The sequence below is a fragment of the Micromonospora citrea genome, from assembly GCF_900090315.1.
Classification (GTDB): Bacteria; Actinomycetota; Actinomycetes; order Mycobacteriales; family Micromonosporaceae; genus Micromonospora; species Micromonospora citrea.
In genome coordinates this window covers 3819133-3844455 of record NZ_FMHZ01000002.1, presented here as the reverse complement: position 1 = coordinate 3844455, position 25323 = coordinate 3819133, and the positions used below count along the sequence as shown (strand labels likewise).

At 73.4% G+C, this 25323-nt stretch carries 24 protein-coding genes, 1 tRNA gene and 1 pseudogene; 12 read left to right on the top strand and 14 right to left on the bottom strand.

From position 1 onward, the window contains the following. Nucleotides 1–28 precede the first annotated feature (28 nt). On the bottom strand, nt 29–484 hold the full coding sequence (locus GA0070606_RS17610; RefSeq protein WP_091101293.1) for a GatB/YqeY domain-containing protein: 456 nt from the start codon (nt 482–484) through the stop codon (nt 29–31). A 25-nt stretch (nt 485–509) separates the two neighbouring features. Here GA0070606_RS17610 and GA0070606_RS17605 point away from each other — a divergent pair, with 25 nt between their 5' ends. The 4 genes and pseudogenes from GA0070606_RS17605 to GA0070606_RS33365 all read left to right on the top strand — a co-directional run bounded on the left by GA0070606_RS17605 (nt 510) and on the right by GA0070606_RS33365 (nt 2917). Then, on the top strand, nt 510–1403 hold the full coding sequence (locus GA0070606_RS17605) for a metallophosphoesterase (protein WP_091101290.1): 894 nt from the start codon (nt 510–512) through the stop codon (nt 1401–1403). A 291-nt stretch (nt 1404–1694) separates the two neighbouring features. Further along, a tRNA-Pro gene (locus tag GA0070606_RS17600) sits at nt 1695–1771 on the top strand. Between the two features lie 189 nt (nt 1772–1960). Further along, nucleotides 1961–2152, top strand: a pseudogene (locus tag GA0070606_RS33370) (sigma factor); the annotation flags it as partial. Nucleotides 2153–2515: 363 nt separating this feature from the next. After that, on the top strand, nt 2516–2917 hold the full coding sequence (locus GA0070606_RS33365; protein WP_245724961.1) for a permease-like cell division protein FtsX: 402 nt from the start codon (nt 2516–2518) through the stop codon (nt 2915–2917). 321 nt (nt 2918–3238) lie between these two features. On the opposite strand, the gene GA0070606_RS17590 is transcribed toward GA0070606_RS33365, so the two are convergent. Both GA0070606_RS17590 and GA0070606_RS32590 read right to left on the bottom strand, forming a co-directional pair. After that, nucleotides 3239–3628: a VOC family protein gene (locus GA0070606_RS17590; RefSeq protein ID WP_091101283.1), complete on the bottom strand. Its 390-nt coding sequence runs from the start codon at nt 3626–3628 to the stop codon at nt 3239–3241. Between the two features lie 49 nt (nt 3629–3677). Then, the gene (locus tag GA0070606_RS32590) at nt 3678–3821 is read right to left on the bottom strand and encodes a hypothetical protein (RefSeq protein WP_176737351.1); all 144 of its coding nucleotides are present in this window, start codon (nt 3819–3821) and stop codon (nt 3678–3680) included. 96 nt (nt 3822–3917) lie between these two features. On the opposite strand from GA0070606_RS32590, the gene GA0070606_RS17585 reads away from it, so the two are divergent. Then, complete coding sequence (locus GA0070606_RS17585; RefSeq protein ID WP_091101280.1) at nt 3918–4553, top strand: TetR/AcrR family transcriptional regulator; 636 nt, start codon at nt 3918–3920, stop codon at nt 4551–4553. Nucleotides 4554–4861: 308 nt separating this feature from the next. On the opposite strand, the gene GA0070606_RS17580 is transcribed toward GA0070606_RS17585, so the two are convergent. Next, entirely contained in the window at nt 4862–5335 is a 474-nt protein-coding gene (locus GA0070606_RS17580; RefSeq protein ID WP_176737350.1) for a hypothetical protein, read from the bottom strand. A 206-nt stretch (nt 5336–5541) separates the two neighbouring features. Here GA0070606_RS17580 and GA0070606_RS17575 point away from each other — a divergent pair, with 206 nt between their 5' ends. Then, a complete protein-coding gene (locus GA0070606_RS17575; protein ID WP_091101275.1) occupies nt 5542–6837 on the top strand; it encodes an MFS transporter in 1296 nt (431 codons plus the stop codon). A 64-nt stretch (nt 6838–6901) separates the two neighbouring features. Here GA0070606_RS17575 and GA0070606_RS17570 read toward each other — a convergent pair whose 3' ends face one another. Next, complete coding sequence (locus GA0070606_RS17570; protein WP_091101272.1) at nt 6902–8611, bottom strand: bifunctional metallophosphatase/5'-nucleotidase; 1710 nt, start codon at nt 8609–8611, stop codon at nt 6902–6904. A gap of 385 nt (nt 8612–8996) precedes the next feature. Next, the gene (locus GA0070606_RS17565; RefSeq protein WP_091107848.1) at nt 8997–9779 is read right to left on the bottom strand and encodes a phosphodiesterase; all 783 of its coding nucleotides are present in this window, start codon (nt 9777–9779) and stop codon (nt 8997–8999) included. 218 nt (nt 9780–9997) lie between these two features. On the opposite strand from GA0070606_RS17565, the gene GA0070606_RS17560 reads away from it, so the two are divergent. Further along, nucleotides 9998–11422 carry a GGDEF domain-containing protein gene (locus GA0070606_RS17560; RefSeq protein ID WP_091101269.1) on the top strand — a complete coding sequence of 475 codons (1425 nt, stop codon included), beginning with the start codon at nt 9998–10000 and terminating at the stop codon, nt 11420–11422. Nucleotides 11423–11631: 209 nt separating this feature from the next. Here the strand turns inward: GA0070606_RS17560 and GA0070606_RS17555 are convergent, their stop codons facing one another. Together GA0070606_RS17555 and GA0070606_RS17550 are read right to left on the bottom strand one after the other, a co-directional pair. Continuing rightward, a complete protein-coding gene (locus GA0070606_RS17555) occupies nt 11632–12693 on the bottom strand; it encodes an aspartate-semialdehyde dehydrogenase (RefSeq protein ID WP_091101267.1) in 1062 nt (353 codons plus the stop codon). 5 nt (nt 12694–12698) lie between these two features. Further along, on the bottom strand, nt 12699–13964 hold the full coding sequence (locus GA0070606_RS17550) for an aspartate kinase (protein ID WP_091101263.1): 1266 nt from the start codon (nt 13962–13964) through the stop codon (nt 12699–12701). 223 nt (nt 13965–14187) lie between these two features. Between GA0070606_RS17550 and GA0070606_RS17545 the strand changes: the two genes are divergently transcribed. From GA0070606_RS17545 to leuA, 3 genes are all read left to right on the top strand, one after another. Continuing rightward, a complete protein-coding gene (locus GA0070606_RS17545; RefSeq protein WP_245724728.1) occupies nt 14188–15111 on the top strand; it encodes a hypothetical protein in 924 nt (307 codons plus the stop codon). Nucleotides 15112–15195: 84 nt separating this feature from the next. Continuing rightward, on the top strand, nt 15196–15723 hold the full coding sequence (locus GA0070606_RS17540) for a nitroreductase family protein (RefSeq protein ID WP_091101260.1): 528 nt from the start codon (nt 15196–15198) through the stop codon (nt 15721–15723). A gap of 300 nt (nt 15724–16023) precedes the next feature. Beyond that, nucleotides 16024–17775, top strand: a complete 1752-nt coding sequence (leuA, locus tag GA0070606_RS17535) for a 2-isopropylmalate synthase (protein WP_091101257.1) — start codon at nt 16024–16026, stop codon at nt 17773–17775. Between the two features lie 45 nt (nt 17776–17820). On the opposite strand, the gene GA0070606_RS17530 is transcribed toward leuA, so the two are convergent. Next, on the bottom strand, nt 17821–18033 hold the full coding sequence (locus tag GA0070606_RS17530) for a DUF1737 domain-containing protein (protein WP_091101253.1): 213 nt from the start codon (nt 18031–18033) through the stop codon (nt 17821–17823). A gap of 25 nt (nt 18034–18058) precedes the next feature. Further along, entirely contained in the window at nt 18059–19549 is a 1491-nt protein-coding gene (locus GA0070606_RS17525) for an MFS transporter (RefSeq protein WP_091101250.1), read from the bottom strand. A gap of 108 nt (nt 19550–19657) precedes the next feature. On the opposite strand from GA0070606_RS17525, the gene GA0070606_RS17520 reads away from it, so the two are divergent. Continuing rightward, a complete protein-coding gene (locus GA0070606_RS17520) occupies nt 19658–20317 on the top strand; it encodes an HNH endonuclease family protein (protein ID WP_091101247.1) in 660 nt (219 codons plus the stop codon). Continuing rightward, entirely contained in the window at nt 20299–20781 is a 483-nt protein-coding gene (locus GA0070606_RS17515; protein ID WP_091101244.1) for a hypothetical protein, read from the top strand. Before GA0070606_RS17520 ends, GA0070606_RS17515 begins: the two co-directional genes overlap by 19 nt. A 77-nt stretch (nt 20782–20858) precedes the next feature. On the opposite strand, the gene GA0070606_RS17510 is transcribed toward GA0070606_RS17515, so the two are convergent. From GA0070606_RS17510 to GA0070606_RS17495, 4 genes are all read right to left on the bottom strand, one after another. Continuing rightward, entirely contained in the window at nt 20859–21962 is a 1104-nt protein-coding gene (locus GA0070606_RS17510; protein WP_091101241.1) for an ABC transporter ATP-binding protein, read from the bottom strand. Beyond that, complete coding sequence (locus GA0070606_RS17505; RefSeq protein ID WP_091101238.1) at nt 21959–23140, bottom strand: ABC transporter ATP-binding protein; 1182 nt, start codon at nt 23138–23140, stop codon at nt 21959–21961. The genes GA0070606_RS17510 and GA0070606_RS17505 overlap by 4 nt, the downstream gene beginning before the upstream one ends. Before the next feature lie 180 nt (nt 23141–23320). Next, nucleotides 23321–24289, bottom strand: a complete 969-nt coding sequence (locus tag GA0070606_RS17500) for an ABC transporter permease (RefSeq protein WP_091101236.1) — start codon at nt 24287–24289, stop codon at nt 23321–23323. Continuing rightward, nucleotides 24286–25290, bottom strand: coding sequence for an ABC transporter permease (locus GA0070606_RS17495; RefSeq protein WP_091101233.1), 1005 nt, complete (start codon nt 25288–25290; stop codon nt 24286–24288). The genes GA0070606_RS17500 and GA0070606_RS17495 overlap by 4 nt, the downstream gene beginning before the upstream one ends. Nucleotides 25291–25323: the final 33 nt, after the last annotated feature.

The window sequence follows — 25323 nt, the reverse complement described above, 5'->3', positions numbered from 1 at the left end:
TTCGCGTACGCGCGTCGGTGCGGCTCGTTCAGAGACCGAGCTGCCGGCGTACCTCGGCGGCCACCCGACCACCCTCGGCCCGGCCGGCCACCGCCGCCTGGGCCGCCTTCATGGCCGGGCCCATCTGCGCCTTGCCGGTGAAGCCGCCCGAGGCGAGCGCCCCCGCGACCAGCTCGGTCAGCTCGGCGTCGGAGAGCTGGCTCGGCAGGTAGCGCTCCAGCACCTCGCCCTCGGCGGTCTCCTTCGCGGCCTGCTCGGTGCGGCCGGCGTCGGCGAAGGCGGTCGCGGCCTCCCGGCGCTTCTTCGCCTCCCTGGTCAGCACCGCGAGCACCTCGTCGTCGGTGAGCTCGCGCTTGGCCTTGCCGGCGACCTCGGCGGTGCCGACGGCGGCGAGCGCCATCCGCAGCGTGGAGGTGGTCAGCTCGTCGCGCGCCTTGAGGGCGGCGCGCATGTCGGCGGTGAGACGGTCCTTCAGCGTGCTCATGGTCGGTGAAACTACCCTGAACGCCATGCGAAAGCGCACACTATTCCGGCTCGCGACCGGGACCGCCGCCCTCGGCGCGGCGACCCTGGCCTACGCGTCGCTCGTCGAGCGCAACATGTTCACCCTGCGGCGGTACGACGTCCCGGTGCTGCCGGCCGACGCCGAGCCGCTGCGCGTCCTGCACCTGTCCGACCTGCACATGATGCCCGGCCAGGGTCGCAAGCAGCGCTGGGTGGCGTCGCTGGCCGCCCTCGACCCCGACCTCGTCGTGGTCACCGGGGACAACATGGCACATCCCGACGCCGTGCCCGGCGTGCTGCGCGCGCTCCAGCCGCTCCTCGACCACCCGGGCGGCTTCGTCTTCGGCTCCAACGACTACACCGGCCCCGTCTGGAAGAACCCGTTCACCTACTTCCTGCCCGACCGGGAGTACACGGAGGGCGTCGAGCTGCCGCACGAGGAGCTGCGCGACGTGCTCACCGGCGCCGGCTGGGTGGACCTGAACAACGCCCGCACCACCGTCAAGGCCGGCGGTCGCGCGGTCGAGCTGCTCGGCGTGGACGACCCGCACATCGAACGCGACGACTACGACTCCGTCGCCGGACCGGTGTCGCCCGCCGCGGACCTGTCGATCGCGCTCACCCACTCCCCCGAGCCGGCGGTGCTCGACCGGATGGCCGCCGACGGCTTCGGGCTGCTGCTCGCCGGGCACACCCACGGCGGCCAGGTCTGCGTGCCGGGCGTCGGGGCGCTGGTCACCAACTGCGGCCTGCCCCGCTCGATGGCGCGCGGCCTGCACCGCTGGCCCGGCTCCGACTCCTGGCTGCACGTCTCCGCCGGCCTCGGCACCCACCCGACCGCGCCGGTACGGTTCGCCTGCCCGCCGGAAGCGAGCGTGCTCACCCTGATCCCCCGCTGACCCACCGCACGCCGCACACCCCGCGCTGCGCACCCCACCCCGCGCTCCGCGCCGCACACCCCGCGCCGCACACCCCGCGCCGCACACCCCGCGCCGCGCACACCCCGCGCTGCGCACCCCAAGATCCGCGCAACTTCCGGGATGTAGTGGTATCCGCTCGCCGGGAGCCAACTACATCCGGGAAGTTGTCGAGATCTCGCCGCTGCGGTGCCCGGTGCAGCGGGCACCGGAGCGGTGGGGGTACCGAGTTGGACCACCGAACCGGGTGGGCTACTATTTGTCGGCACGCCTCGGGGTGTGGCGCAGCTTGGTAGCGCGCTTCGTTCGGGACGAAGAGGTCGTCGGTTCGAATCCGGCCACCCCGACCAGAGGTAACAGCAGGTCAAGGCCCCTCCACGGAGGGGCCTTGATTCGTTTCCGCCGATTATCGCTCGCTGGAGCCAGCGAGAGCCCCCCCGTCGACGTCCGGGGGGTGGGGCGACCTCCCCGGCTTCGATCACCAACCGCCACAACCGAAACGGGTCTCGGACCACTCCTAGTGTTGGCGGGAGGCCGGGTTGCGGAGTGAACGAGAGTACGTCGAGTACGTCCAGGCACGCCTGCCGTGGCTGCGACGGCTGGCGTACGGGCTGTGCGGGCAACGATCGGCCGCTGACGACCTGGTGCAGGAGTGCCTCGTCGCGCTGTACCGGCATTGGCGGAAGGCGTCGGCGGCGGGCTCGCTCGACGGCTACGTCCGGGCGATGCTGGTGCACGCCTGGCGCGGGCCGCGCTCGGACCTCCGGTCACCCGGACCTCCAGTCGCCCGGACCTCCAGTCGCCCGGACCTCCGGTCGCCCGGTCACCCGGTCACCGCCGGGGCGCCGCCAGCCGCCCTGGCTGCTTTACTGTGCACCGTGTCGGAGCCGATCCCCCAGCCTCAGCCGTCCCAGGACGAGTCGTCGCCCGCGGGCGCCCCGCCGGACGGGTCGTCACCCGTGGGTGCCGTCGACCAGCTGCGCCCTGCCGCTGGAGCCGATCAGCTGCCTGTCGTCCCGGTTGCCTCGCCGGACGGGTCGACGCCTCCCGCGCGCCGCCGGCGCGGTCCGCTCCTGCTGGTCGCCGCCGTGGCCATGCTGGTGGGGGCGCTCGTTGCGACCACTGTGGTCCTGTTCGTCGTCCGGGGCGACCAGCACCAGTACGCCGTCAACGTCTTCCTGAGCAACGACGCCACCGCCGAGCAGAAGGCCGCCATCGAGTCGGCCCTGCACGGGCTGGACCCGGTGGAGGGCATCAGGTTCGAGGGCCGCGAGCAGGCGTGGCAACAGTTCCGGGAGACGTTCAAGGACAGGCCGGACATGATCGCGCAGGTCTCGGCCGACGCGATGCCCGAGTCGTTCCGGCTCACGACCGAGGGCAGGGAGTTCGACTGCACGAGGCTGGCGCCGATCCGCCACCTGCCGGGCGTGGACGAGATCCAGGTGATCCAGCGGCCGACGGACAAGAAGGCAGGGGCGGTCGTCGGCTGCGGCTGAGCCGGCGCCCTGCCCCGGCCCGCACCAGCCCCGGACGGAACTCCGGCGAGCGAAGGACGGCCGTCCCGGAACTCCGGCGACGCGGGACACCAAACGCCGGGACACGAGACGTCGGGACACCGGACGCAGGACCGCCAGACGCCAACGGTGGACGCGCCGGGCGTCAAACGCCGGACGCCGGACGCCAACGTGGGACGCGCACGACGTCCGTCTGCCGGCGCGTACGGTCAGGGGCATGCCCGCGCGGCGGACATGCCCCTGACGTTTGGTGCGGCGGCGCAAGCCACGGGTGCCGCCGGGTGCCCGGCGGTGCGCGGTGGGTCAGCCGGCGGCCGGGGTGACCCATTCCACGAACTGGATGACCACGCCGTTGGGGTCGGTGACCTGGAACAGCCGCTCACCCCACGGTTCCTCGCGCAACGGCATGGTGACGGCCACCCCCTCGCTCTCCAGCCGACTGAGCACCCCGGCCAGGTCGGACACGGTGAACGCCAGGATCAGCCCGGACGCCCGCTGGTCGCGCTGGTCCTCGGGAAGCACCTCGATGCCCCGTCGCAACAGCACGACGTCGACGGCCGCTTCGCCCCGGCTGAGTGAGGCGAACCCGTCGGCGGCGGCCTTCTCCTGGTAACCGAGGTGGGTGACGAGGAAGTCGCGGGACGCGATGACGTCGTCGACGGTCAGGGAGACGGTCGTGGCGGTGATGTTCATGTTTTTCCTCCGGGGCGGGCCGAGCGGTCGGGGCGGTGCGGCGGGGTCGTCAGCGCCCCCTGCGCGGCGGCAGCCGGAGCGGCTGCCGGGTCACGCGGGCGCCGGTCCGGTCGCCCCTGGAGGTGTTGCGCGTGACGCCGATCCGTCGGGCGGGGCCGGTGGTCGGAGCCGGCGGCGTGAAGCGCGTACTCATTCGCCCTCCTCAACTTGGGAACGACACAAGCTTAGGTCGGACCCATCTAATATGTCAAGCCCAAATTTAGGTTGAACCTATGAGATACTGTCCGGCATGACCTCACCGACTCTCAACCTGCGGGAACAGAAGAAGCGGGAGACCCGCCAGACGATCTCCGACGTGGCGACCCGTCTCTTCATGGAACGCGGCTTCGAGGCCGTGACCATCGCCGAGATCGCCACGGCGGCGCACGTCGCCAAGATGACCGTCACCAACTACTTCCCCCGCAAGGAGGACATGGCCCTCGACCTCAGCGACGAGTTCGTCGGCTCGCTCGCCCGCACCGTGGCCGAGCGGGGCGCCGGGGAGTCGGCTCTCGCCGCGCTGCGGCGCGAGTTCCTGGCGGCCGTGGCCCGTCGCGACCCGGTGATCGGCTTCGCCGGCCTGCCGTTCGTCCGGATGATCGTGGAGAGCCCGACCCTGACGGCCCGCCTGCGCGAGTTCCACGAGCTGCGCGAGCAGGCCCTGGCCGACCTGCTCGTCGCGGAGGCGCACGTCGGCCCCGGCGACGTCGTGCCGCGCGCCGTCGCCGCCCAGCTCGGCGCGGCGCACCGGGTTCTCTTCGCCGAGACGATCCGGCGCACGCTCGCCGGCGACGACCTGGACGACGTCGCGGCCGCCCTGGCCGACGCCGGCACCCGGACGTTCGACCTGCTCGAACCGGCGCTCGGCGACTACGCCGTCCGCTGAGGACGGAGGCCGCCGGGGCCGTCGGGACGGCGCGATAGCGACCATCGCCGAGCCAGGACCGCACCCCCGAACCCGGCGCCCCGGCGGCGGGCGCTCCCCGCCCCGCGCCCCGGCGACGGGCCGGCGGCGGTGGACGCGCAACGGCAGTCGCGGGACGACAGTCCCGCGACAACAAGCCGCAACGGCAGGCCGCGACAACAGGCCCGCAACGACAGGCCGCGACAACAGGCACCCAACGGCGGGCCCGCAACGGCAGGCTCACCACGACAGGCGCGCGGGTGCTCCCGGCGGCCGGCCGGGCCGCGCGCTCAGTCGTGGTGTTCGGTGCGCGCGATCTCCGTGAACGCGGCGGCCAGGTAGCCGTCGAGCGGCCGGCCGGTCACGGCGAGCAGGTCGGCCACGAGCAGCGGCGCGTGCCGCGCCACGGCAGGCGGGTCGGGCGGGGACTCGTCGCCGTCCGGGTCGTAGACGCCCAGGGCGCCCGCCAGCAGGACGAGCACCACGTGCGGGTCGACGTCGGGCCGCCACCCCGCCGCGCCCCGCACGCAGCGTTCGAGCACCTGCCGGACGTCGTCGCCGTCGAGGCCGTCCGGGTGGCCCTCCTCCAGCAGCAGCCGGACCACCGCGCCGAGGACCAGCCCCGACCGTTCGGCCGCCGCGAGCCGGGCCACCGCGATGTCGTACGCCTCGGAGTCGCGCTCGCGCGCGGCGGCGACCGCGTCGCCGGCGGCCGTGGCGATCTCGCGGGCCGGCGCGGGCAGGTGTCGCCAGGTCGTGGTCATCCCGACCAGCATCGCAGACGGGCCCGACAGCGCCCACGGCCCGGCACCGCCGGCGACCGGGGCCGGCCCGGCACCGCCGGCGACCGGGGCCGGCCCGACCCGGACCGGACCCGGGACGTGGCCTTGATCACGTGAGGGTGCCGGCCACGCGGTCCGGGCCGTAAAACGCTCGCGGGCCGTCGTACCAGCCGCACAGAATCTCGGACATGCTCAGTCGCGCCCTCCCCCGCCGTCCGGAAGCCCGGCGGATCCTCGTCGGCACCCTGCTGTCGGCGGTCGGGCGCGGCCTCACCCTGCCGTTCCTGTTCATCTACCTGACCGACGTCCGCGGCCTCACCGACGCCCGCGCCGGTCTGGTCATCGGCTGGTACGGCGCGGTCACCCTCGCCCTGTCGCCGATCGGCGGCACGCTCATCGACCGCTTCGGCGCGCGCCGGATCGTCGTGCCGTGCCTGCTGATCGAGGCGGCCGGCACCGGCTCGCTGGCGCTGGTCGACTCGACCGCCTCGGCGTTCGGGGTGATGACCCTGGTCGCGATCGGCAGCTCGGCCATCTGGTCCGGGCAGAACACGATCCTCGCCTCGCTCACCGACGACGACGAGCGGCAGCGGGTCTTCGGGCTGAACTTCGCCCTGCTCAACCTCGGCATCGGCATCGGCGGCCTGACCTCCGGCGCGATCGTCGACACCGCCCGCCCGGGCACCTTCCAGGCGATCTACGTGCTCGACGCGATCAGCTACCTGATGCCCGCGCTGATCCTGCTGAGCCTGCCGCGGGTGGGTCGCCGGCTCACCGCGGGCCCGACCGGGGGCCGGACGTCGACCGGCGGCTACCTCACCGTGCTGAAGGACCGGCCGTTCCGGCGGCTGGTCATCTTCGGCCTGATCCTGACGACCTGCGGGTACGCGCAGATCGAGGTGGGCTTCGCCGCGTACTCCGTGCGGGTGGTCGAGGTGTCCCCGCGCATCGTGGCCTGGGCGCTGGCCGGCAACACGGTGATGATCGTGCTCGCCCAGCTGCTGGTCATCCGCCGGATGGAGGGGCGGAGCCGGACGGGCGCGCTGGCCGTCGTGGGCGCGGTCTTCGCGACCGCCTGGCTGGTCCTCGGCGCGGCGGGGGTGATCGGCGCCGAGAGCGCGCTGCTCGCCGCCCTCGGCGTGGTGGCCTGCTCGGCCATCTTCGGCTTCGGCGAGACGCTGCTCTCGCCGGTGATGCCGGCGCTGACCAACGCGCTCGCCACCGACGAGCTGCGCGGCCGGTACAACGCGATGAGCTCGATGATCTTCGGCATCAGCGGGGTGATCGGCCCGGTCACCGCGGGCCCCCTGATCGGCGCGGCCGACGGCCGGATCTGGGTCGCGACGGTCGTCGGCGGCTGTCTGGTGGCCTCGCTGGTCGCGCTCTCCCTGCGCCCCCTGCTGACGGCCGTCCAGGACGGCCGCGTGCCGGCGACTCCGCCTGCCGCCCCGCCGGCCGCCGAACCGGTGTCCGCACCCGCCTGACCGGCACGACGACGACGGGCCCCGAAGCGAACGCTTCGGGGCCCGTCGGCTGTGCGACGCCGCGTCAGGCGGCGGGAACCTCCGCGGTGGTGCGGATGCGGTCCAGCGCCGGCGCCGAGACCGGCGACCGCGCGGTCAGGTACGCCACGAAAGCGTCCAGGTCGATCATGCCGGTGACCAGGTTGGTGCCTCCGGTGAGGACGGTGAAGCCGTCGCCGCCGCCGGAGAGGAAGTTGTTCACCGTGATCCGGTACGTGGTGCCGGCGTCGACCGCCACGCCACCGATGGTGAGGCTGCCCCGGACCACCCGGCTGCCCGCGCACGGGTCCGTCGCGGTGCCGGTGGTGCCGGCCGGGTCGACGACGTACCGGACGGTCGACGACGGGTAGAGCGTCCTGCCGGCGACGAACTGCTGCTCCAGCAGGCAGTAGAGCTGCGCGCCGGTGAGGTCGAGCGTCACGAGGTTGTTGGCGAACGGCTGCACCGTGAACGCCTCCTCGTAGGTGACCGGGCCGGCGTCGAGGTCGGCGCGTACGCCACCGGGGTTCATGAAGGCGGCGACCGCGCCCTGCTCGTCGTCGGTGGCGGCGAGCTGCGCGTCGGCGATCAGGTTGCCCAGCGGGGACTCGCCCAGGGTCTTGTCGAAGAGGGTCTCCTGGGTCTTCTTGATCTCCGTGGTGGTCTGGCCGACCTCGCGGCCGGCCACCGGGCCGAGCACGGTCTTGTAGCGGTTGATCAGGTCGGTCTGCGCCCGGTCCGGGTCGACGTCGCGGGTGACCACCACGTTCTCGGCCCTGGCGCTGATCACGTCGCCGGTGCGCCGGTCGATGGAGAGGTCGATGTCGGTGACCAGCCGACCGAAGGAGCTGGCACTGGTGACGAGCTTGCCGGCGATGTCGCAGTTGTACGCCTGGTGGGTGTGGCCGCTGACGACGACGTCGATCGACGGGTCCATCCGGTTGGCGATGTCCACGATGGGGCCGGAGATGCCCTTGCAGTCGTTGATGCCGCCGGTGGCGTCCTGCGTGCCGCCCTCGTGCAGCAGCACGACGATGGTCTCGACGCCCTTGCGGCGCAGCTCGCGGGCGTACCGGTTGGCGGTCTGCGCCTCGTCGGCGAAGGTCAGGCCGGCGACACCCTGCGGGCTGACGATGCGCGGGGTGCCCTCCAGCGTCATGCCGATGAAGCCGACCTTGACGCCCTGCACCTTGTGGATGGCGTACGGGGCGAGCAGCGGCTGGCCGGTGGCGGTCTTGAACGCGTTGGCCGACAGGTACTGGAAGCCGGCGCCCTCGTAGGGGGTGCCGTCGGCGCAGCCGTCGACCGGGTGGCACCCGCCGTTCTGGATGCGCAGCAGCTCGTCGGCGCCCTCGTCGAACTCGTGGTTGCCGACGCTGGCGTAGTCCAACCCGGCCAGCGACAGTGCCTCGATGGTCGGCTCGTCGTGGAACGCGGCGGAGAGCAGCGGCGAGGCGCCGATCAGGTCGCCGGCCGCCACGGTGATGGTGTTCTGCTCCTTGGCGGCGCGCTTGCGCAGCTCGGCGAGCTGGGTGGCGAGGTATTCGGCCCCGCCGGCGGGCTGCCCGGCGATCGAGCCGCTGGAGCCGGACGGCGGTTCGAGGTTGCCGTGGAAGTCGTTGAGGGCGAGCAGCTTGACGGCGACCGGCTTCGGGCCGGCGTCCGCCTGGTCGGGGGTGGTCGTGACCGCGCCGAACGCGGTCACGGCGAGCGCGGTCAGGCCGATGGCGGCCCGACGCATCCCGGGGATGGACATGGAACTCCTCGTGAGAAGCCGGCGCGGGGCCCCCGGGGCGACGGTTCGCGCCGGTCGGGCCCGCGCCGTCGGCAGGGTTCGGTCGCGGTGACGGCGGTGGGGGACCGCCGCCGCGTCGGGTACAGCCTCTCATCGCGGCCCGCCGTCGGTCGACCGGGGCAGGCCCACAGACCTGGGGATACGCCGCCCGCCCGGGGAGGTCCGGCCAGGCGTTTCCGACATGCCCGGCAGCCTCCGACCGATCGTCGCGGTGGTCGGCGTGCGGGTCCGGAAAGGACCGGACGGACGGCGTACGACGGGAAGGATGATCGGACGAGCCGCGCGCCGGCGGCGGAGACGGCGCGGTCGGCCCACGGCGCCCCGGTCGCTGCTCCCGGGTCGCCGGTCAGAACGCGCACGTCATGCCGACGGCGTGGCTGACCTGGACGAGGTGCGTGACGCAGCCGCCCCCGGCGACCTGGTGCAGGAGGAAGCCGGTCGGCTCGGCGACCCAGCCGATCTGCTCGTCGGCGCTGGTGGTGAGCGAACTCTGCCGCCAGGTGCTCGGCGCGGTGGTGAGCACCGTGCCGGCGAAGCTGACCGTCACGGGGCGGTGGACGTGCCCGGCGACCACCCGGGCGACGTGCGGGTGCCGGGCGACCACCTCGGCCAGCCCGTCGCCGTCGGTCAGCCGGATGTCGTCGAGGAACGGGATGCCGACCGCCGCCGGCGGGTGGTGCACGCAGACCACGGCCGGCACCTCCGGCCGGCCGGCCAGCACCCCGTCGAGCCAGCCGAGCTGGTCCTCGCCGAGACAGCCGGCGCCGTGTCCACCCGGCATCAACGAATCCAGCACCACGATCGTCGCCTCGGGATGGTCGACGTGGTAGTAGGCCGAGAAGCCGCCGCCGAGCCACGGCGTGCCGCCGAAGGCGTCGAGCAGCGACTCCCGGTCGTCGTGGTTGCCGGCCACCAGGTGCACCGGCAGCGGGAACCGACCGATGATCTCGCGCAGCGCGGCGTACTCGTCGGGGCGGCCGTGCTCGACCAGGTCGCCGGTGACGACCACGCAGTCGGGCCGGGGGGTGAGCGCCAGCACCCGGCCGAGGGCCCGGTGCAGGCCGGCGGCCGGTTCGGCGGCGAGGACGCCGGTGGTCACGTGCGGATCACTGAGCTGGGCGATGAGCATCGGTGCCTCCACTCGGCCGGGACCCTCACGCTATCGTCGCGGGCCCCGCCGCGCGGCCCGCCCGCATCCACGGGCCGTGTCCACAGCCTGTGGATGGCACATGTGTACGAAGGCTGTGGGCGATCTTGCTCCTGGGCGGCGCGACGCGGCGCTGAGTACCCTTGGTGCGGGCCCGCCCGCCGGCCGGAACCCCCTCCCTACCTGGAACGACGTGCCCAGTGGATCACGAGCGAGTCATCCGTGACGTGACGGTCCGCCTGCCCATGGCCTCGACCGCCGTCGAGGCGTGCCAGTGGACGGTCACCGCGCTCGCCCGGCACGCGCCGGCCACCATCTCGGTCCTGCTCCAGGTGCACGACCGGCTCCGCTGCGTCGCGGCGACCGGCTCCTGGCAGGTCTTCTCCACCGTGCCGCCGAAGACCGGGATCGTCGGGCGGGTGTACGCCTCCGGCGAGACCGCGGTCGTGCCCGACGTCGCCGACGATCCCGACTACATCCCCGTACGCCCCGACGTCATCGCCGAGGTCTGCGTGCCGGTACGGGACCCGGCGGGCCGGCCGATCGGCGTGCTCGACCTCCAGTGGTGCGTACCGGCCGACCTGGCCCCGTGGCGGGACACGGCCGAGCGGCTGGCGGCCCGGCTCGGTGCCCGGATCGTGGCGCTCGGCGGGCCGCCGGCGGAGAGCCGCAGCGAGAAGCTGCTCCGGCACGCCACCGCGCTGACCGCCGCCTCGACGGAGTGGGACCTGTTCACCGCCGCGATCGCCGCGGCCCGGGACGTGTCCACCCTCTCCGCCGCCGTGCTGCTGCTCGCCGGTCCGGACGGGCCCCGGCTGGGCGCGCCGACGGCCGCTCCCGGCGAGTTCGAGTCCCGGATCCGGGCCGAGCTGGCGGAGGCGGGCCCGGCCGCGCTGGACCGGCTGATCAGCCGCGCCCACCGCCACGGCGTGGGATACACCCTCGGCGAGGCGGGGCACCCGCCGGTCCCCGACCACCGGCCGCTGGCCGGGGCCGGGGTGCGCACCCTGGTCGCGGTGCCGGTCGGGCCGCCCGACGATCACGGCGGCGTGCTGCTGGTCGCCGACGAGCGACTGCTACGCCCCGACCCGACCACCGTCAACCTGCTGGAGTTGCTGGCCGGCCAGGCGTGGAGCTGCCTGGACCGGCTGCGTACCGTCGCCCGGCTGCGCGAGCAGGCCAACTCCGACCCGCTGACCGGGCTGGGGCACACCGGCCCGTTCGGCCGGCGGATCGCCGGGGCCACCCCCGGTCGTACGGCCCTGCTGGCGATCGACGTTGACGGCTTCAAGAGCGTCAACGACACGTACGGCCACCAGGCCGGCGACCGGGTGCTGGTGCGGCTGGCCCGGGCCCTGGAGGGGGCGCTGCGGCAGGGCGACGAGCTCTACCGCATCGGCGGCGACGAGTTCGTGGCGGTGATCGAGGTGAACCGGCCCGACGAGGCGGTGCGGATCGCCGAGCGTCTCGCCGAGGAGGCGCGCCGAATCGGCCGGACGATCAGCGTGGGGGTGGCCCTGCCCCGCCCCGGCGAGTCGCCCGAGCTCACCCTCCGCCGCGCCGACCAGGCGCTGTACGCGGTGAAGCGGCAGGGCCGCGACGGCGTCCGCCTGGCCGCCGCCTGACCACCCCAGCCCCAGCCCCAGCCCGGCCCCAGCCCCAGCCCCAGCCCCAGCCCCAGCCCCAGCCCCAGCCCCAGCCCCAGCCCCAGCCCCAGCGATCTTGCACTTTGTGCCCGCGCTATGGGTTATTTGCACCCTTTGCCTTTGCCGGGGCAGAAAGTGCAAGATCGCCGCGACGACGGGGGCGTGGGACGGGGGAGGGGGGAAGGGGGTCAGCGGGGGGTGAGTTCCCTGGCCAGGAGTTCGGCGATCTGGGCGGTGTTGAGGGCGGCGCCCTTGCGGAGGTTGTCGCCGGTGACGAAGAAGTCCAGGGCACGCGGATCGTCGACGGCGCGACGGATCCGGCCCACCCAGGACGGGTCGGTGCCGACCGCGTCGATCGGCATCGGGAACTCGCCGTCGGCCGGGTCGTCGACCAGGATCACCCCGGGGGCGTTGCGCAGCACCTCGCGGGCGCCCTCGGCGTCCACCTCGGTGGCGAAGACCGCGTGCACCGCGACGGAGTGGCCGGTCACCACCGGCACCCGTACGCAGGTGGCGGAGACCTTGAGGTCGGGCAGCCCGAGGATCTTGCGCGACTCGTTGCGCAGCTTCATCTCCTCGGACGACCAGCCCGCCTCGGCCAGCGAGCCGGCCCAGGGCACCACGTTGAGCGCCAGCGGAGCCGGGAACGGGCCCAGTTCGTCGCCCACCGCCTGGCGGACGTCGCCGGGACGCGACCCGAGCGCCCGGTCGCCGGCGATCTTGGTGAGCTGGGTGTGCAGGGTGTCCACCCCGGCCTGGCCGGCGCCGGAGACCGCCTGGTAGGAGGCGAGCACCAGCTCGCGCAGCCCGTACTCGCGGTGCAGCGGGGCTACCGCGACGATCATCGCGAGGGTGGTGCAGTTGGCGTTGGCGATGATCCCCTTCGGCCGGTTGCGGACCTGCTCGGGGTTGATCTCCGGCACCACCAGCGGGACGTCGCGGTCCATCCGGAAGGCGCCGGAGTTGTCCACCGCGACCGCGCCCCGGCTCACCGCGACCGGGGCCCACTGCGTCGAGACCTCGTCCGGCACGTCGAACATCGCCACGTCGACGCCGTCGAACGCCTCCGGGGTCAGCGCCCGGACGGTGAGCTCCTCGCCACGGCAGCGCACCCGCCGCCCGACCGAGCGTTCGGAGGCGAGCAGCCGGATCTCTCCCCAGACGTTCTTGCGCCCGGTGAGCAGCTCGCACATCACGGTGCCGACGGCACCGGTCGCTCCGACCACGGCCAGGGTGGGCAGCGGCGACATGGGCGCTACCGTCCCGTCCCCGCGTAGACGACGGCCTCGGTCTCGCCGCCGAGGTCGAAGGCCTCGTGGATGGCACGGACGGCGGCGTCCAGGTCGGTGTCGCGGCAGACCACGGAGACCCGGATCTCCGAGGTGGAGATCATCTCGATGTTCACCCCGGCCGCGCCGAGGGCGGCGAAGAAGCCGGCCGCGACACCGGGGTGGGACCGCATGCCGGCCCCGATCAGCGACACCTTGCCGACGTGGTCGTCGTAGAGCAGGCCCTTGAACTTGACCGCTTCCTGGATCTTGCTGAGCGCGGCCATGGCCGTCGGACCGTCGGTCTTGGGCAGGGTGAAGGAGATGTCCGTGCGCCCCGTGCCCTCGGTGGAGACGTTCTGCACGATCATGTCGATGTTGATCTCGGCACCGGCCACGGTGTCGAAGATCCGCGCGGCGGCGCCCGGCTCGTCGGGCACCCCCACGATCGTGATCTTGGCCTCGCTGCGGTCGTGGGCGACCCCGGTGATCAGTGCTTGCTCCACAGGAAGGTCCTCCATCGATCCGGTGACCATCGTGCCGGTGTTGGTCGAGTATGACGAACGGACGTGGATCGGCAAGCCCGCCCGGCGGGCGTACTCCACGCTGCGCAGGTGCAGGACCTTGGCGCCGCAGGCGGCCAGTTCCAGCATCTCCTCGTAGGTGATCTGCCTGATGTGCCGGGCGTTCGGCACGATGCGCGGGTCGGCGCTGAAGATGCCGTCCACGTCGGTGTAGATCTCGCAGACGTCCGCCTGCAGCGCGGCGGCGAGCGCCACGGCCGTGGTGTCCGAGCCACCCCGGCCCAGCGTCGTGACGTCCTTGGTGTCCTGCGAGACGCCCTGGAACCCGGCGACGATGACCACCGCGCCCTCGTCGAGCGCGCCCTTGAGCCGGCCCGGCGTGACGTCGATGATCCGCGCCCGGCCGTGCACCGACGTGGTGATCACGCCGGCCTGCGAGCCGGTGAACGAGCGGGCCTCGTAGCCCAGGTTGTGGATGGCCATGGCGAGCAGCGCCATGGAGATCCGCTCCCCGGCCGTGAGGAGCATGTCCAGCTCGCGGCCCGGCGGCAGCGGGCTGACCTGGTTGGCCAGGTCGAGCAGCTCGTCGGTGGTGTCCCCCATCGCGGAGACCACCACCACGACGTCGTCGCCGGCCTTGCGCGCGGCGACGATCCGCTCGGCCACACGCTTGATCCGTTCGGCGTTGGCGACGGAGGACCCGCCGTACTTCTGCACCACGAGTGCCACGACGGTGCACTCCCTCCCAGCGACGACCCTGAGCGTGCCGACGCCGCCGGTCGGGGCCGGCGGCGCGTGTCAGACCCGTCCAGGGTATCGGTCGGCCGGCTCGACCGGGTCAGGTGATCCCACGATCCGGCCCGGCCGGCGGCGGCGACGCGGCGCGCGACACGCCGGACGGGCGAAGCGGCAGTGGACCCCGCGCGCCCTCCCCGGCCCGCAGAATGGCCCCGTGCACGCCCACCTGAGTCCGGCCGGCCCCCGCGGCCGGGATCGTCGGCCCACCCCCGGCGGAGACGCCGGCACGCCCGCCCGGCCCACCCCCGGCGGGGATGCCGCCCGCACGTCCGCGCGGCCCACCCCCGGCGGGGATGCAGGCACGCCCGCGCGGCCCACCCACCGCCTCGCCGGCCCGCTCGCGCTCGCCCTGCCGGCGCTCCTCGTCGCCTGCACCGCCGACCGGCCGGCCGCGCCGCCGCCCCCCACGCCGACACCCGCCGCGGCGGGCATGGACGCGGCACGCGACGAGCTGGCCGCGCTCGCCGCGGCCGCGCAGGACCGGCGCCTGGTCGCCAACTACACGCTGCGCGCCCCCGACGCCCCCGACCGTACGGTCGTGGTGACCAGCGCGAACGACGGCACCTGGCGGGTCGACATCCCGGGCGGCGCGCTCGGCGGCACGGCGGACGTCTCGTTCGCCGCGACCACCGACGGGCTCTACCAGTGCGCCCTGCCGTCGGCCGCCCGACCCGAGCCGCCGAGCTGCGTACGCCTCGGCGACCCCGACGACGCCGTGCCCCGTCGGCTCGACCCCCGGGTCCAGCATCCCTTCACCGACTGGCTGGACGTGCTGACCGACCGCCGGGCCCCGCTCGCCGTGTCGCCGGCGCAGCCCCCGCCCGGCGCGTCCGGCACCTGCTACTCGGTCGAGACGACCTCGGCCTCAATCAACGCCCCGCTGGACGTGGGCATCTACTGCTACGACCGCGATGGCACGCCCACCGCCGTGCGGACCGCCGCCGGCACGCTGATCCTCGCCGGGACGCCCGCGCCGGCCCCGGCGACCGTGCAGCTCGCCGGTCCGGTGGTGGATCGGGAACCGCTCGGCACGGCCGCGCCCGAGCCGGCCGACAGCGCGAGCGCGGCAACGCCGTGACCGCCAGGACGTTACGGGTGCGATTCGCCACATTCGGACATCCCGCCCCTAATCCCTAAAACACCCTTACGGGACACTCGACGCATGGCCGACCTCACCCCGCTGCTCGCGTTCCGCTGGAGTCCCCGCGCGTTCGATCCCGACGCCGAGTCGACCGCCGACGAGGTCGCCGCCCTGCTCGAGGCGGCCCGCTGGGCGCCCTCGGCCGGCAACGCCCAGCCGTGGCGGTTCGCGCTCGGGCGCCGCGACGACGAGACGTTCAAGCGGATCCTGGTGAACCTGCGGAAACCGGACCAGAGGTGGGCCCAGCGCGCCTCGGCGCTGCTGCTGGGCGCGCACCTCACGGGGAACGCCGGGCACCTCTACGACCTGGGGCAGGCGGTCGCCCACCTCACGGTGCAGGCCACGGCGCTCGGCCTGCACGTGCGCCAACTGGTCGACCTCGACCGGGCCGGCCTGGTCGCGGACCTCGACCTGCCGGCCGGCGTACGCCCGCACGTGGTCGTCGCCGTCGGGCAGCTCGGCGACCCACTCAGCCTCCCCGCCGACCTGCTCGCGTCGGAGACCGGCCTGCGCCGCCGACGCCCCCTGGCCGAGCTCCTGCTCGCCTGAAACTTCCGGCGCGGGCGGCCGACCAGGGCGAACCATCGGGCGCCGTGACTCCGGTCCCATAATCCGGACCTGCCTTCCCAGCCCTCGTCCCGCCACGTAGGGTTACGTCGTCATGTGGCGGGCGTACCTCCTCCTTGGTCGCCGCGACGAGGCCTGAAGGCCGGCACCTCGTCGCGGAGTCGAACCGCGCCGTCCAGCACATCCGAACCTCCCATCGGCACCGCACGGGCACCGTCGCCCGGCACCTCGCCGACACCTTCCGATTGCTGACGCCACATGTTCCAAGGGGAGCACTCCGTCATGGCTCAACCCGTCACCGACGCTGAGACCGATCCGATCGCCCGGCAGCGCCCCAGCCGGATGCCCTACCACCGCTACCAGCCGTACCAGCAGCAGTTCCGGATCGACCTGCCGGACCGCACCTGGCCGACCCGCCACGTCGAGGTCGCGCCGCGCTGGTGCGCGGTGGACCTGCGCGACGGCAACCAGGCGCTCATCGACCCGATGTCGCCGGAGCGCAAGCGCCGGATGTTCCAGCTCCTGGTGCAGATGGGCTACAAGGAGATCGAGGTCGGCTTCCCCTCGGCCAGCCAGACGGACTACGACTTCGTGCGGCAGCTCATCGAGCAGGACCTGATCCCGGAGGACGTCACGATCCAGGTGCTGACCCAGTGCCGGGAGCACCTGATCGACCGCACCTTCGAGTCGCTGCGCGGCGCGCGCCGGGCCATCGTGCACTTCTACAACTCGACCTCCACCCTCCAGCGTCGGGTGGTCTTCGGGCTGGACCGCGACGGCATCGCGGACATCGCCACCCAGGGTGCGCGGCTCTGCCAGAAGTACGCGGAGATCCACACCCCGGACACCCACATCCACTACGAGTACTCCCCCGAGTCCTACACCGGCACCGAGCTGGAGTACGCGCTGGAGGTCTGCGCCAAGGTCATCGAGGTGGTGGACCCGGCCCCCGACCGCAAGCTGATCGTCAACCTGCCCGCCACCGTCGAGATGGCCATGCCGAACGTCTACGCCGACTCGATCGAGTGGATGCACCGGCACCTGCCCCGCCGCGACAGCCTGGTGCTGAGCCTGCACCCGCACAACGACCGGGGCACCGGCGTGGCCGCCGCCGAGCTGGGGCTGCTGGCCGGCGCCGACCGCGTCGAGGGCTGCCTGTTCGGCAACGGCGAGCGCACCGGCAACGTCGACCTGGTGACGCTGGGGCTGAACCTGTTCTCCCAGGGCGTCGACCCGATGATCGACTTCTCGAACATCGACGAGGTGCGGCGGGCCGTCGAGTACTGCAACCAGCTCCCGGTGCACGAGCGCCACCCGTACGCCGGCGACCTGGTCTACACCGCCTTCTCCGGCTCCCACCAGGACGCGATCAAGAAGGGGTTCGACGCGCTCGCCAAGGACGCGGCGGCGGCCGGGGTGCCGATCGACCAGCACACCTGGGCGGTGCCCTACCTGCCGATCGACCCGAAGGACCTGGGCCGCACCTACGAGGCGGTCATCCGGGTCAACTCGCAGTCCGGCAAGGGCGGCGTCGCGTACATCATGAAGAGCGAGCACCAGCTCGACCTGCCGCGCCGGCTCCAGATCGAGTTCTCCGGCGTGGTCCAGCAGGTCACCGACCACGACGGCGGCGAGGTCGACCCGGGCACGATGTGGCAGATCTTCGCCGCGCACTACCTGATCGACCACCAGGCCGACCCGGCGCTCACCCTGGCCGGCTACGCCATCGGCACCGCCGAGGGCAAGGTCGAGATCGAGGCCCGCGTCGGCTACGACGGCGTGACCCGCTCCCTCACCGCGGTCGGCAACGGCCCGATCGACGCGTACGTCAACGCGCTCCAGTCGGTGGGCGTTGCCGTACGGGTGCTCGACTACCACGAGCACGCGCTCTCCTCCGGCGGCGACGCGCAGGCCGCCGCGTACGTGGAGTGCGAGGTCGACGGCCGCACGGTGTGGGGCGTCGGCACCGACGCCAACATCGTCACCGCCTCGATCAAGGCGGTCACCAGCGCCGTCAACCGCGCCCGAAGCTGAGCGACGGGTGGTCGGGCCCCCGCACGCCGGGGCCCGACCACCCGCTCAGACCGGCTCGACGACGGGGTTGCCGTCGTCGAGGACGAGCGCCTGCGCCACGATCACCCGCTGCCCGTCGAAGGTGGCCGCCGGCGAGCCGTGCAACCGGTAGCCGTCGGCCAGCAGGTCGCTGACCCGCCGGCAGAAGTCGGCGTCGTCCGGCCCGGTCAGCAGCCGGTACCGCAGCCGGGCCGGCGTCCCGCTCTCCTGATCACCCATGGTCCGACGCTAACAGCGCCACCGGTCACCGCCGGTCGGGCGGGGTCGAGGCGGGCAGGGAGGGGCAGGGCTGGCCGCCGGGCGCCGTCCGCGCCGGGCGGTGGATCAGCAGGGCGGCCAGCGCCGCGCCGGCCAGCAGCAGGCCGGCGCACCAGAGCATCGCGCCCCGGTACGCGCCGGTCAGCTCGCCCGGCTGCGCGTAGCCGGTGCCGGAGAGCCCCACCAGCAGCGGCAGCGCGGCCACCGCGAGCAGGCCGCCGGCCCGCGACGCGGCGTTGTTGAAGCCGCTCGCCACGCCGGCGTACCGGTCGTCGACCGCCGCCAGCACGGATGCGGTCAGCGGCGCCACCACCAGCGTCAGGCCGGCCCCGAAGAGCCCCACCCCGGGCAGCACGTCCCGCCAGTACGACGCGTCGGGGTCGATGCCGCGCAGCAGCACCAGCCCGGCGGCGGCGACCACCGGCCCGACGGTCAGCGGCAGCCGGGGGCCGATGCGCGCCGACAACGCGCCGGCCCGCGCCGAGCCGACCAGCAGCAGCACTGTCGTCGGCAACATCGCGAGCCCGGTGAGCAGCGCCGACCAGCCGACCACGTTCTGCAGGTAGACGGCGAGGAAGAAGGTGAACCCGCCGAGCGCCGCGTAGACCAGCACGGTGAAGACGTTCAGCACGGAGAAGAGCCGGCTGCCGAACAGCCCGGTGGGCAGCATCGCGGCGTCGCCGCGGCGCCGCTCGACGAGCACGAAGGCCACCGCGCCGGCCACCCCGACCAGGGCCGCGACCAGCACCGGCGCCGAGTCGAAGCCGCGCGCCGGCGCGTCGATCAGGGCGTACGTGACGCCGGCCAGGGCGAGCGCGCCGAGCAGCGCGCCGGCCACGTCGAACCGGCGGCGACGCCCCGGCCCCCGGGTGCGGGACTCGGCCTCGTCCCGGCTCTCCGGCACCCAGCGCAGCGCGGCCAGCACCACCAGCACGGCGAGCGGCAGGTTGAGGAAGAAGATCCACCGCCAGGAGAGCGCGTCGATCAGCCAGCCGCCGACGAACGGGCCGACCGCGGTGGAGACCCCGGAGAGCCCCGACCACACGCCGATCGCCCGCCCCCGGTCGTCGGGGTGGAAGCTGGCCTGGAGCACCGACAGCGAGCCCGGCGTCAGCAGCGCGCCGCCGGCGCCCTGGAGGAAGCGGGCCGCGATCAGCCACTCCGTGCTCTGGGCCAGGCCGCAGAGCAGCGAGGCGACGGTGAACCAGACCACGCCGAGCAGGAAGACCCGCCGCCGTCCGAAGCGGTCGCCGAGGGCGCCTCCGAGCAGCACGAAGGCGGCCAGCATCAGCAGGTAGCCGTTCACCGTCCACTGGAGACCGGCCACGGTGGCGTCGAGTTCCGCGCCGAGCCGGGGCAGCGCCACGTTGACGACGGTGCTGTCCAGGAAGACCATGCCGGAGGCGAGGACGGCCGCGAGGAGGGTGCCCCGGCCGTGGACGGTGCCCAGGCGGAGTGCCGGCGCGGATCGGGTCATGGCATCCAATCTGCCTCGCACCATATGAGCAACGCCACGAAACGCCGAAACCATGCCCGGGTACTGTGCGGGATCGCCGGGAGCCCCCAAGCTGGAGAGGTGTCGACTGTGCGTACCAGATCAGGACCGCGTGTCGCGGTGACGGCCGCGCTGGCCGCGGCGCTGGCGCTCGGCGCGGCCGGCTGCGTCCCCGTCGACGAGCCCGACGCCCCGCCCAGCGACAGCGGGGGCAACGCCGCGCAGAAGCTGGCCCAGCTCGCCGTCGCCAACGCGGGGTCGATGAAGGGCTACAGCCGGGAGCGTTTCCCGCACTGGCGGGACACCGGCAAGAACTGCGACGTGCGGGACAGCGTGCTCAAGCGCGACGGGGAGGACATCCGCCTCTCCGGCTGCAACGTGGTCGCCGGCCGGTGGGAGAGCGTGTACGACGACCGCGCCCTGACCGACCCGTCCGACGTGGACATCGACCACATGGTGCCGCTGGCGAACGCGTGGCGCTCGGGCGCCGACGAGTGGGACGACGCCAAGCGGGGCGACTTCGCCAACGACATGGACCGGCCGCAGCTCATCGCGGTTTCCAAGTCCTCCAACCGGGCAAAGGGTGATCAGGACCCGTCCCAGTGGAAGCCGGCGAACCGGTCGTTCTGGTGCCAGTACGCCGAGAACTGGGTGACGGTCAAGCACCACTGGCGGCTCACGGTGACCAACGCCGAGAAGGCCGCCCTGACCGACATGTTGGAGGGCTGCACATGGGCGAGCAAGCCGTGACCGGTGCCGGGGCGAGCCCCGCCCCGGAGCGGACGCCGGACGCCGCCGGGGCGGACGCGGCGGCCGCCACCGGCGGCGCGCCGGCGGAGCCGACCACGCCCGGAACGACGGCCGGGCCGACCACGGCCGGGATGACGGCCGACGGCGCGGCCGACACGCGGGCGGCGGTGCCGGGAGCCGGAATGGCCGCCGACGCCGGCGGCACGTCGACGGCCCCGCAGGAGCGCACGGCGGACATCGTGCCCGGCCCCGGCGGGGTGATGACCGACGAGGTCGGCGTGGTCACCGGCGAACTGACCCTGCGCACCGGCTACGCCGACGGCCAGGTGACGCTGACGGTGCAGTACAAGGACGCCGACGAGTGGTACGCGGTGACCGGCGGCAAGGTCGCGCTGGCCGACCCGGCCGGGCTGGACGCGGTGCACGGCGTCGCGGTCGCCCTGCTGCACCGCCCCGAGGGCTGACGACGCGCCGCCCCTGCGGGGCCGACGGCGGCACGGACGCGGCCGGCGCAGATACGGGCCGCGTCCGTGCCGCCGGATCAGACGTACGAGCCGGGCTCGCTGGGGGCGGAGACGGTGTGCGGCTCCTCGCCCTCGTCCATCGGCCGGGTGATCTGCACGCTCACCTTGTGCGGGCGCAACTCGCCGCTGGCGATGGGCTCCGCGAAGTGGCAGGCGACCCGGCTGCCGCCGATCTCCCGCAGCGCGGGCCGCTCGTCGGCGCAGCGGGTCGGCTGCGCCCAGGGGCAGCGGGTGTGGAACCGGCAGCCCGACGGCGGGTTGGCCGGCGAGGGCAGGTCACCGGCGAGCAGGATGCGCTCCCGCCGGTCCTCCACGTCCGGGTCCGGCACCGGCACCGCCGACATCAGCGCCCGGGTGTACGGGTGCAGCGGCTCGGTGTAGAGCCGGTCGCTCGGCGCCTCCTCGACGAGCGCGCCGAGGTACATCACGCCGACCGTGTCGGAGATGTGCCGCACCACCGCGAGGTCGTGCGCGATCACCAGGTAGGTCAGGCCGAGGCTGTCCTGGAGCTCGTCGAGCAGGTTGACCACCTGGGCCTGGATCGACACGTCCAGCGCGGAGACCGGCTCGTCGGCGACGATCAGGTCGGGCCCGAGCACCAGCGCCCGGGCGATGCCGATGCGCTGCCGCTGCCCGCCGGAGAACTCGTGCGGGTAGCGGGAGAGCGCCCAGCGCGGCAGGCCCACCGCGTCCAGCGTCTCGCCGATGATCCGCCGCCGCTCGTCGCGGTTGCCGCCGATGCCGTGGGTCTGCAACCCCTCGGTGAGGATCGACTCGACGTTCTGCCGGGGGTCCAGGCTCGACATCGGATCTTGGAAGATCATCTGCATGCGGCGGCGCATCGAGCGCAGCTTGCCCGCCGGCAGCTTCGTCAGCTCGACGCCGTCGAACTCGACCTGGCCGCCGGTGGGCGGGGTGAGCTGCAGCAGCGCCCGGCCGAGCGTGGACTTCCCACACCCGGACTCGCCGACCAGGCCGTACGTCTTGCCGCGCGCGATGCGCAGGTCGACGCCGTCGACCGCCTTCACGTGCCCGACGGTCCGGTCGAGGATTACCCCCCGACGGATCGGGAAGTGCACCTTCAGGTCGCGGACCTCGACGAGGATTTCGCTCTCGGTCACGGCTTCTCCTCCTCGCGCGGGGCGGGCACCGGGCCCGGGGTCGCCTCCGCCGCCGGCGCGTCCGCCGTGGCGGTGGCCGGGGCGTCCGCCGGGGCGGTGGCCGGCGCGTCCGCCGGGGCGGCGGCCGGGGCCTCCGCCGGGGCCTCCACCGTCCGGGCGGTGGCCGGCGCGTCCGCCGGGGCGGCGGCGGCCGGCACGGTGCCGGGCAGCGGCGCCGGGTTGACGCAGCGGTAGCTGCGCCCGTCGTAGGCGAGCACCAGCGCGGGCGGCTCCCCCAGGCACTCGTCGACCTGCCGGGCGCAGCGCGGCGCGAAGGCGCAGCCGTCCGGCCAGGGCAGCAGGTCGCGGACCGAGCCGGGGATCGGGTTCAGCCGCTCGCCGCGCCCCGCGTCCAGGCGGGGCACCGAGCCGAGCAGACCCACGGTGTACGGATGCCGCGGCTGGCGGAACAGCGGACGGCGGCGGGCCGTCTCCACGACCCGGCCGGCGTAGAGCACGTTGATGGTGTCGCACATGCCGGCCACCACGCCCAGGTCGTGCGTGATCATGACCAGCGCGGTGCCGGAGTCGCGGACCAGTTCCTTGAGCAGCTCCAGGATCTGCGCCTGGATCGTGACGTCCAGCGCCGTGGTCGGCTCGTCGGCGATCAGCAGCCGGGGCTTGCAGGCCACCGCCATCGCGATGAGGGCACGCTGCCGCATGCCGCCGGAGAGCTGGTGAGGGTATTCCTTCAGCCGCCGCTTCGGGTCGGGGATGCCGACCCGGTCCAGCAGCTCTGCCGCCTCCTTCTCGGCCGCCGCGCCCTTCATCCCCCGGTGCCGCGCGAGCACCTCGGTCACCTGGAGCCCGATCGGGATGACCGGGTTCAGGGAGGAGAGCGGGTCCTGGAAGATCATCGCGACGTCGCGGCCCCGGATGTCGCGCCGGGACCGGTCGTCGAGCTGGAGCAGGTCGGTGCCGTCGAAGACCGCCTTGCCGCCGACGCGCAGGCCCGGCTGCTTCGGCAGCAGGCCCATGATCGCCAGCGAGGTGACGCTCTTGCCGCAGCCGGACTCGCCGACCAGGCCGACCACCTCGCCCGCGTCGACGGAGAACGAGACCCCGTCGACGGCGTGCACGGTGCGCTGACCGCGCCGGGCGAACGTGACCGACAGGTCGTCCACTTCGAGCAGTGCCATCATCGACCTTCCGTTCGCGACTGCGGGGCTCGCAAGCTCACTCCTCGCGCTTCACACAGCCGACCTTCCGTTCGCGACTGCGGGGCTCGCAAGCTCACTCCTCGCGCTTCACACAGCCGACCTTCCGTTCGCGACTGCGGGGCTCGCAAGCTCACTCCTCGCGCTTCACACATGGCGCGCCTACTTCCGCAGCTTCGGGTCGAGGGCCTCGCGCATCGCCTCACCGAGCAGGGTGAAGCCCAGCGCGGTGATGATGATCGCGACCGCCGGATAGACGGCCAGCGCCGGCCGGATGCCGAGGTACGGCTGCGCGTCGGCGAGCATCACGCCCCACTCGGGCACGGCCGTGTCGGGGTTGCCCAGGCCGAGGAAGGAGAGCGCGGCGGCCTCGATGATCGCGGTCGCCAGGGTCAGGGTGGCCTGCACGATCACCGGGGCGAGCGAGTTCGGCACCACGTGGGTGAGCGCGATCTTCGACTTCTTCACGCCCAGCGAGGTGGCCGCCAGCACGTAGTCGCTGTTGGCCTGGGAGATCATCGACCCGCGCAGCAGACGGGCGAAGACCGGCACGGAGACCACGCCGACCGCGATCATCACGGTGGTCAGGCTCGCCCCGAGCAGGGCGGCGATGCTCACCGCCAGCAGCAGGCTGGGCAGCGCCAGCATCATGTCGATGACACGCATGAGCGCGGTGTCGATCGCCCGGCCCCACCGGCCGCCCAGACCGGCCGCCGCGCCGGCGACCCCGCCGATCAACGCGCCGACCGCCAGACCGATCAGCGTGGAGACCACACCGACCAGCAGCGTCTGCCGGGCGCCGACGATCATCCGGCTGAACACGTCGCGGCCCTGGTGGTCGTAGCCGAACCAGTGGTCGCCCGAGGAGCCCGGGATCAGGCCCTGGCCCGACTTGACCACGCCCTCGCGGATGCCGATCGCGTCCGTCGGCCCGTACGGGACGAAGAACGGGCCGACCACCGCGACCAGGACGAAGAGCACCAGGATGACCGCGCCGATGATCGCCGCGGGGTTGCGCCGCAACCGGCGGAAGGCCTCCTGCCAGAGGCTGACGCCGCGCTCGTCGTCGCGGGCCGCCAGCTCGGAGAGCCGGTCGATCCTCTCCTTCTTCTTGCCACTGGTGATCGTCATCGAACCCTCACCCTCGGGTCGATCAGGCTGTAGGAGAGGTCGACCAGGAGGTTCACCAGCACGTACACCACCGCGATGATCATGATGAAGCCCATCAGCACCGGGTAGTCCCGCTGGCCGATGGCGTCGTAGATGAACGCTCCGATACCGCTGAAGGCGAAGACGGTCTCGGTCAGCACCGCGCCGGAGAGCAGGCCACCGGTGAGCAGGCCGATCGAGGTGACCACCGGCAGCATCGCGTTGCGCAGGACGTGCCGGCGGCGGACGGTCGACTCGGTGAGGCCCTTCGCCTCGGCGGTACGGACGAAGTCCTCGTTGAGCACCTCGAGCACGCTGGCCCGGGTGATCCGGACGATGATCGCCAGGGGGATGCTGGCCAGCGCGACGCCCGGCAGCACGAGGTGCCAGAGCGCGTCGGCGGCGGCGTCCCACTCCCGGGTCATCAGGCCGTCGAGGACGAAAAAGTTGGTGATCCGGGTCGCCCCGAGCGTCGGGTCCTGCCGGCCGCTGGAGGGGAACCAGCCGAGGTTCTCCGAGAAGATCGCCTTGAGCACGTAGGCCAGGAAGAAGACCGGGATGCAGATGCCGATCAGCGAGCCGCCGACCGAGGCGTGGTCGAGCAGCCGGCCGCGCCGGCGGGCGGCCAGGTAGCCGAGCGGGATGCCGAGCCCGATCGCGATCGCCAGCGCCATGACGGTCAGCTCGACGGTGCCCGGGAAGCGCTCCAGGAACTCCGTGGTGACCGCGCGCTTGGTGGAGGTCGAGGTGCCGAGGTCGAGGCGGAGCAGTCGCCGTACGAACCGGCCGTACTGCACCAGGATCGGCTCGTCGAGGCCCATGTTGCGCCGGATCGCGGCGCGCATCTCGGGCGTCCCGCGCTCGCCGAGGATGGCGGTCTCGGGACCGCCGGGCAGTCGACGGAGCCAGATGAAGAGCAGGAGGGAGAGCCCGAACAGCGTGGGTATGAGCTGGAGCAGGCGTCTGACGATGAACCGGAACACGGTGGCCTCGAAAGGGGTGCGGAGGGTCGCGGG

Excerpts from the sequence above, each read along its gene's own strand:
- GA0070606_RS17610 (WP_091101293.1), bottom strand. The coding sequence starts at position 484 with ATGAGCACGCTGAAGGACCGTCTCACCGCCGACATGCGCGCCGCCCTC.
- GA0070606_RS17605 (WP_091101290.1), top strand. The coding sequence starts at position 510 with ATGCGAAAGCGCACACTATTCCGGCTCGCGACCGGGACCGCCGCCCTC.
- GA0070606_RS33365 (WP_245724961.1), top strand. The coding sequence starts at position 2,516 with ATGCTGGTGGGGGCGCTCGTTGCGACCACTGTGGTCCTGTTCGTCGTC.
- GA0070606_RS17590 (WP_091101283.1), bottom strand. The coding sequence starts at position 3,628 with ATGAACATCACCGCCACGACCGTCTCCCTGACCGTCGACGACGTCATC.
- GA0070606_RS32590 (WP_176737351.1), bottom strand. The coding sequence starts at position 3,821 with ATGAGTACGCGCTTCACGCCGCCGGCTCCGACCACCGGCCCCGCCCGA.
- GA0070606_RS17585 (WP_091101280.1), top strand. The coding sequence starts at position 3,918 with ATGACCTCACCGACTCTCAACCTGCGGGAACAGAAGAAGCGGGAGACC.
- GA0070606_RS17580 (WP_176737350.1), bottom strand. The coding sequence starts at position 5,335 with ATGACCACGACCTGGCGACACCTGCCCGCGCCGGCCCGCGAGATCGCC.
- GA0070606_RS17575 (WP_091101275.1), top strand. The coding sequence starts at position 5,542 with ATGCTCAGTCGCGCCCTCCCCCGCCGTCCGGAAGCCCGGCGGATCCTC.
- GA0070606_RS17570 (WP_091101272.1), bottom strand. The coding sequence starts at position 8,611 with ATGTCCATCCCCGGGATGCGTCGGGCCGCCATCGGCCTGACCGCGCTC.
- GA0070606_RS17565 (WP_091107848.1), bottom strand. The coding sequence starts at position 9,779 with ATGCTCATCGCCCAGCTCAGTGATCCGCACGTGACCACCGGCGTCCTC.
- GA0070606_RS17555 (WP_091101267.1), bottom strand. The coding sequence starts at position 12,693 with ATGTCGCCGCTGCCCACCCTGGCCGTGGTCGGAGCGACCGGTGCCGTC.
- GA0070606_RS17540 (WP_091101260.1), top strand. The coding sequence starts at position 15,196 with ATGGCCGACCTCACCCCGCTGCTCGCGTTCCGCTGGAGTCCCCGCGCG.
- leuA (WP_091101257.1), top strand. The coding sequence starts at position 16,024 with ATGGCTCAACCCGTCACCGACGCTGAGACCGATCCGATCGCCCGGCAG.
- GA0070606_RS17530 (WP_091101253.1), bottom strand. The coding sequence starts at position 18,033 with ATGGGTGATCAGGAGAGCGGGACGCCGGCCCGGCTGCGGTACCGGCTG.
- GA0070606_RS17525 (WP_091101250.1), bottom strand. The coding sequence starts at position 19,549 with ATGACCCGATCCGCGCCGGCACTCCGCCTGGGCACCGTCCACGGCCGG.
- GA0070606_RS17515 (WP_091101244.1), top strand. The coding sequence starts at position 20,299 with ATGGGCGAGCAAGCCGTGACCGGTGCCGGGGCGAGCCCCGCCCCGGAG.
- GA0070606_RS17505 (WP_091101238.1), bottom strand. The coding sequence starts at position 23,140 with ATGGCACTGCTCGAAGTGGACGACCTGTCGGTCACGTTCGCCCGGCGC.
- GA0070606_RS17500 (WP_091101236.1), bottom strand. The coding sequence starts at position 24,289 with ATGACGATCACCAGTGGCAAGAAGAAGGAGAGGATCGACCGGCTCTCC.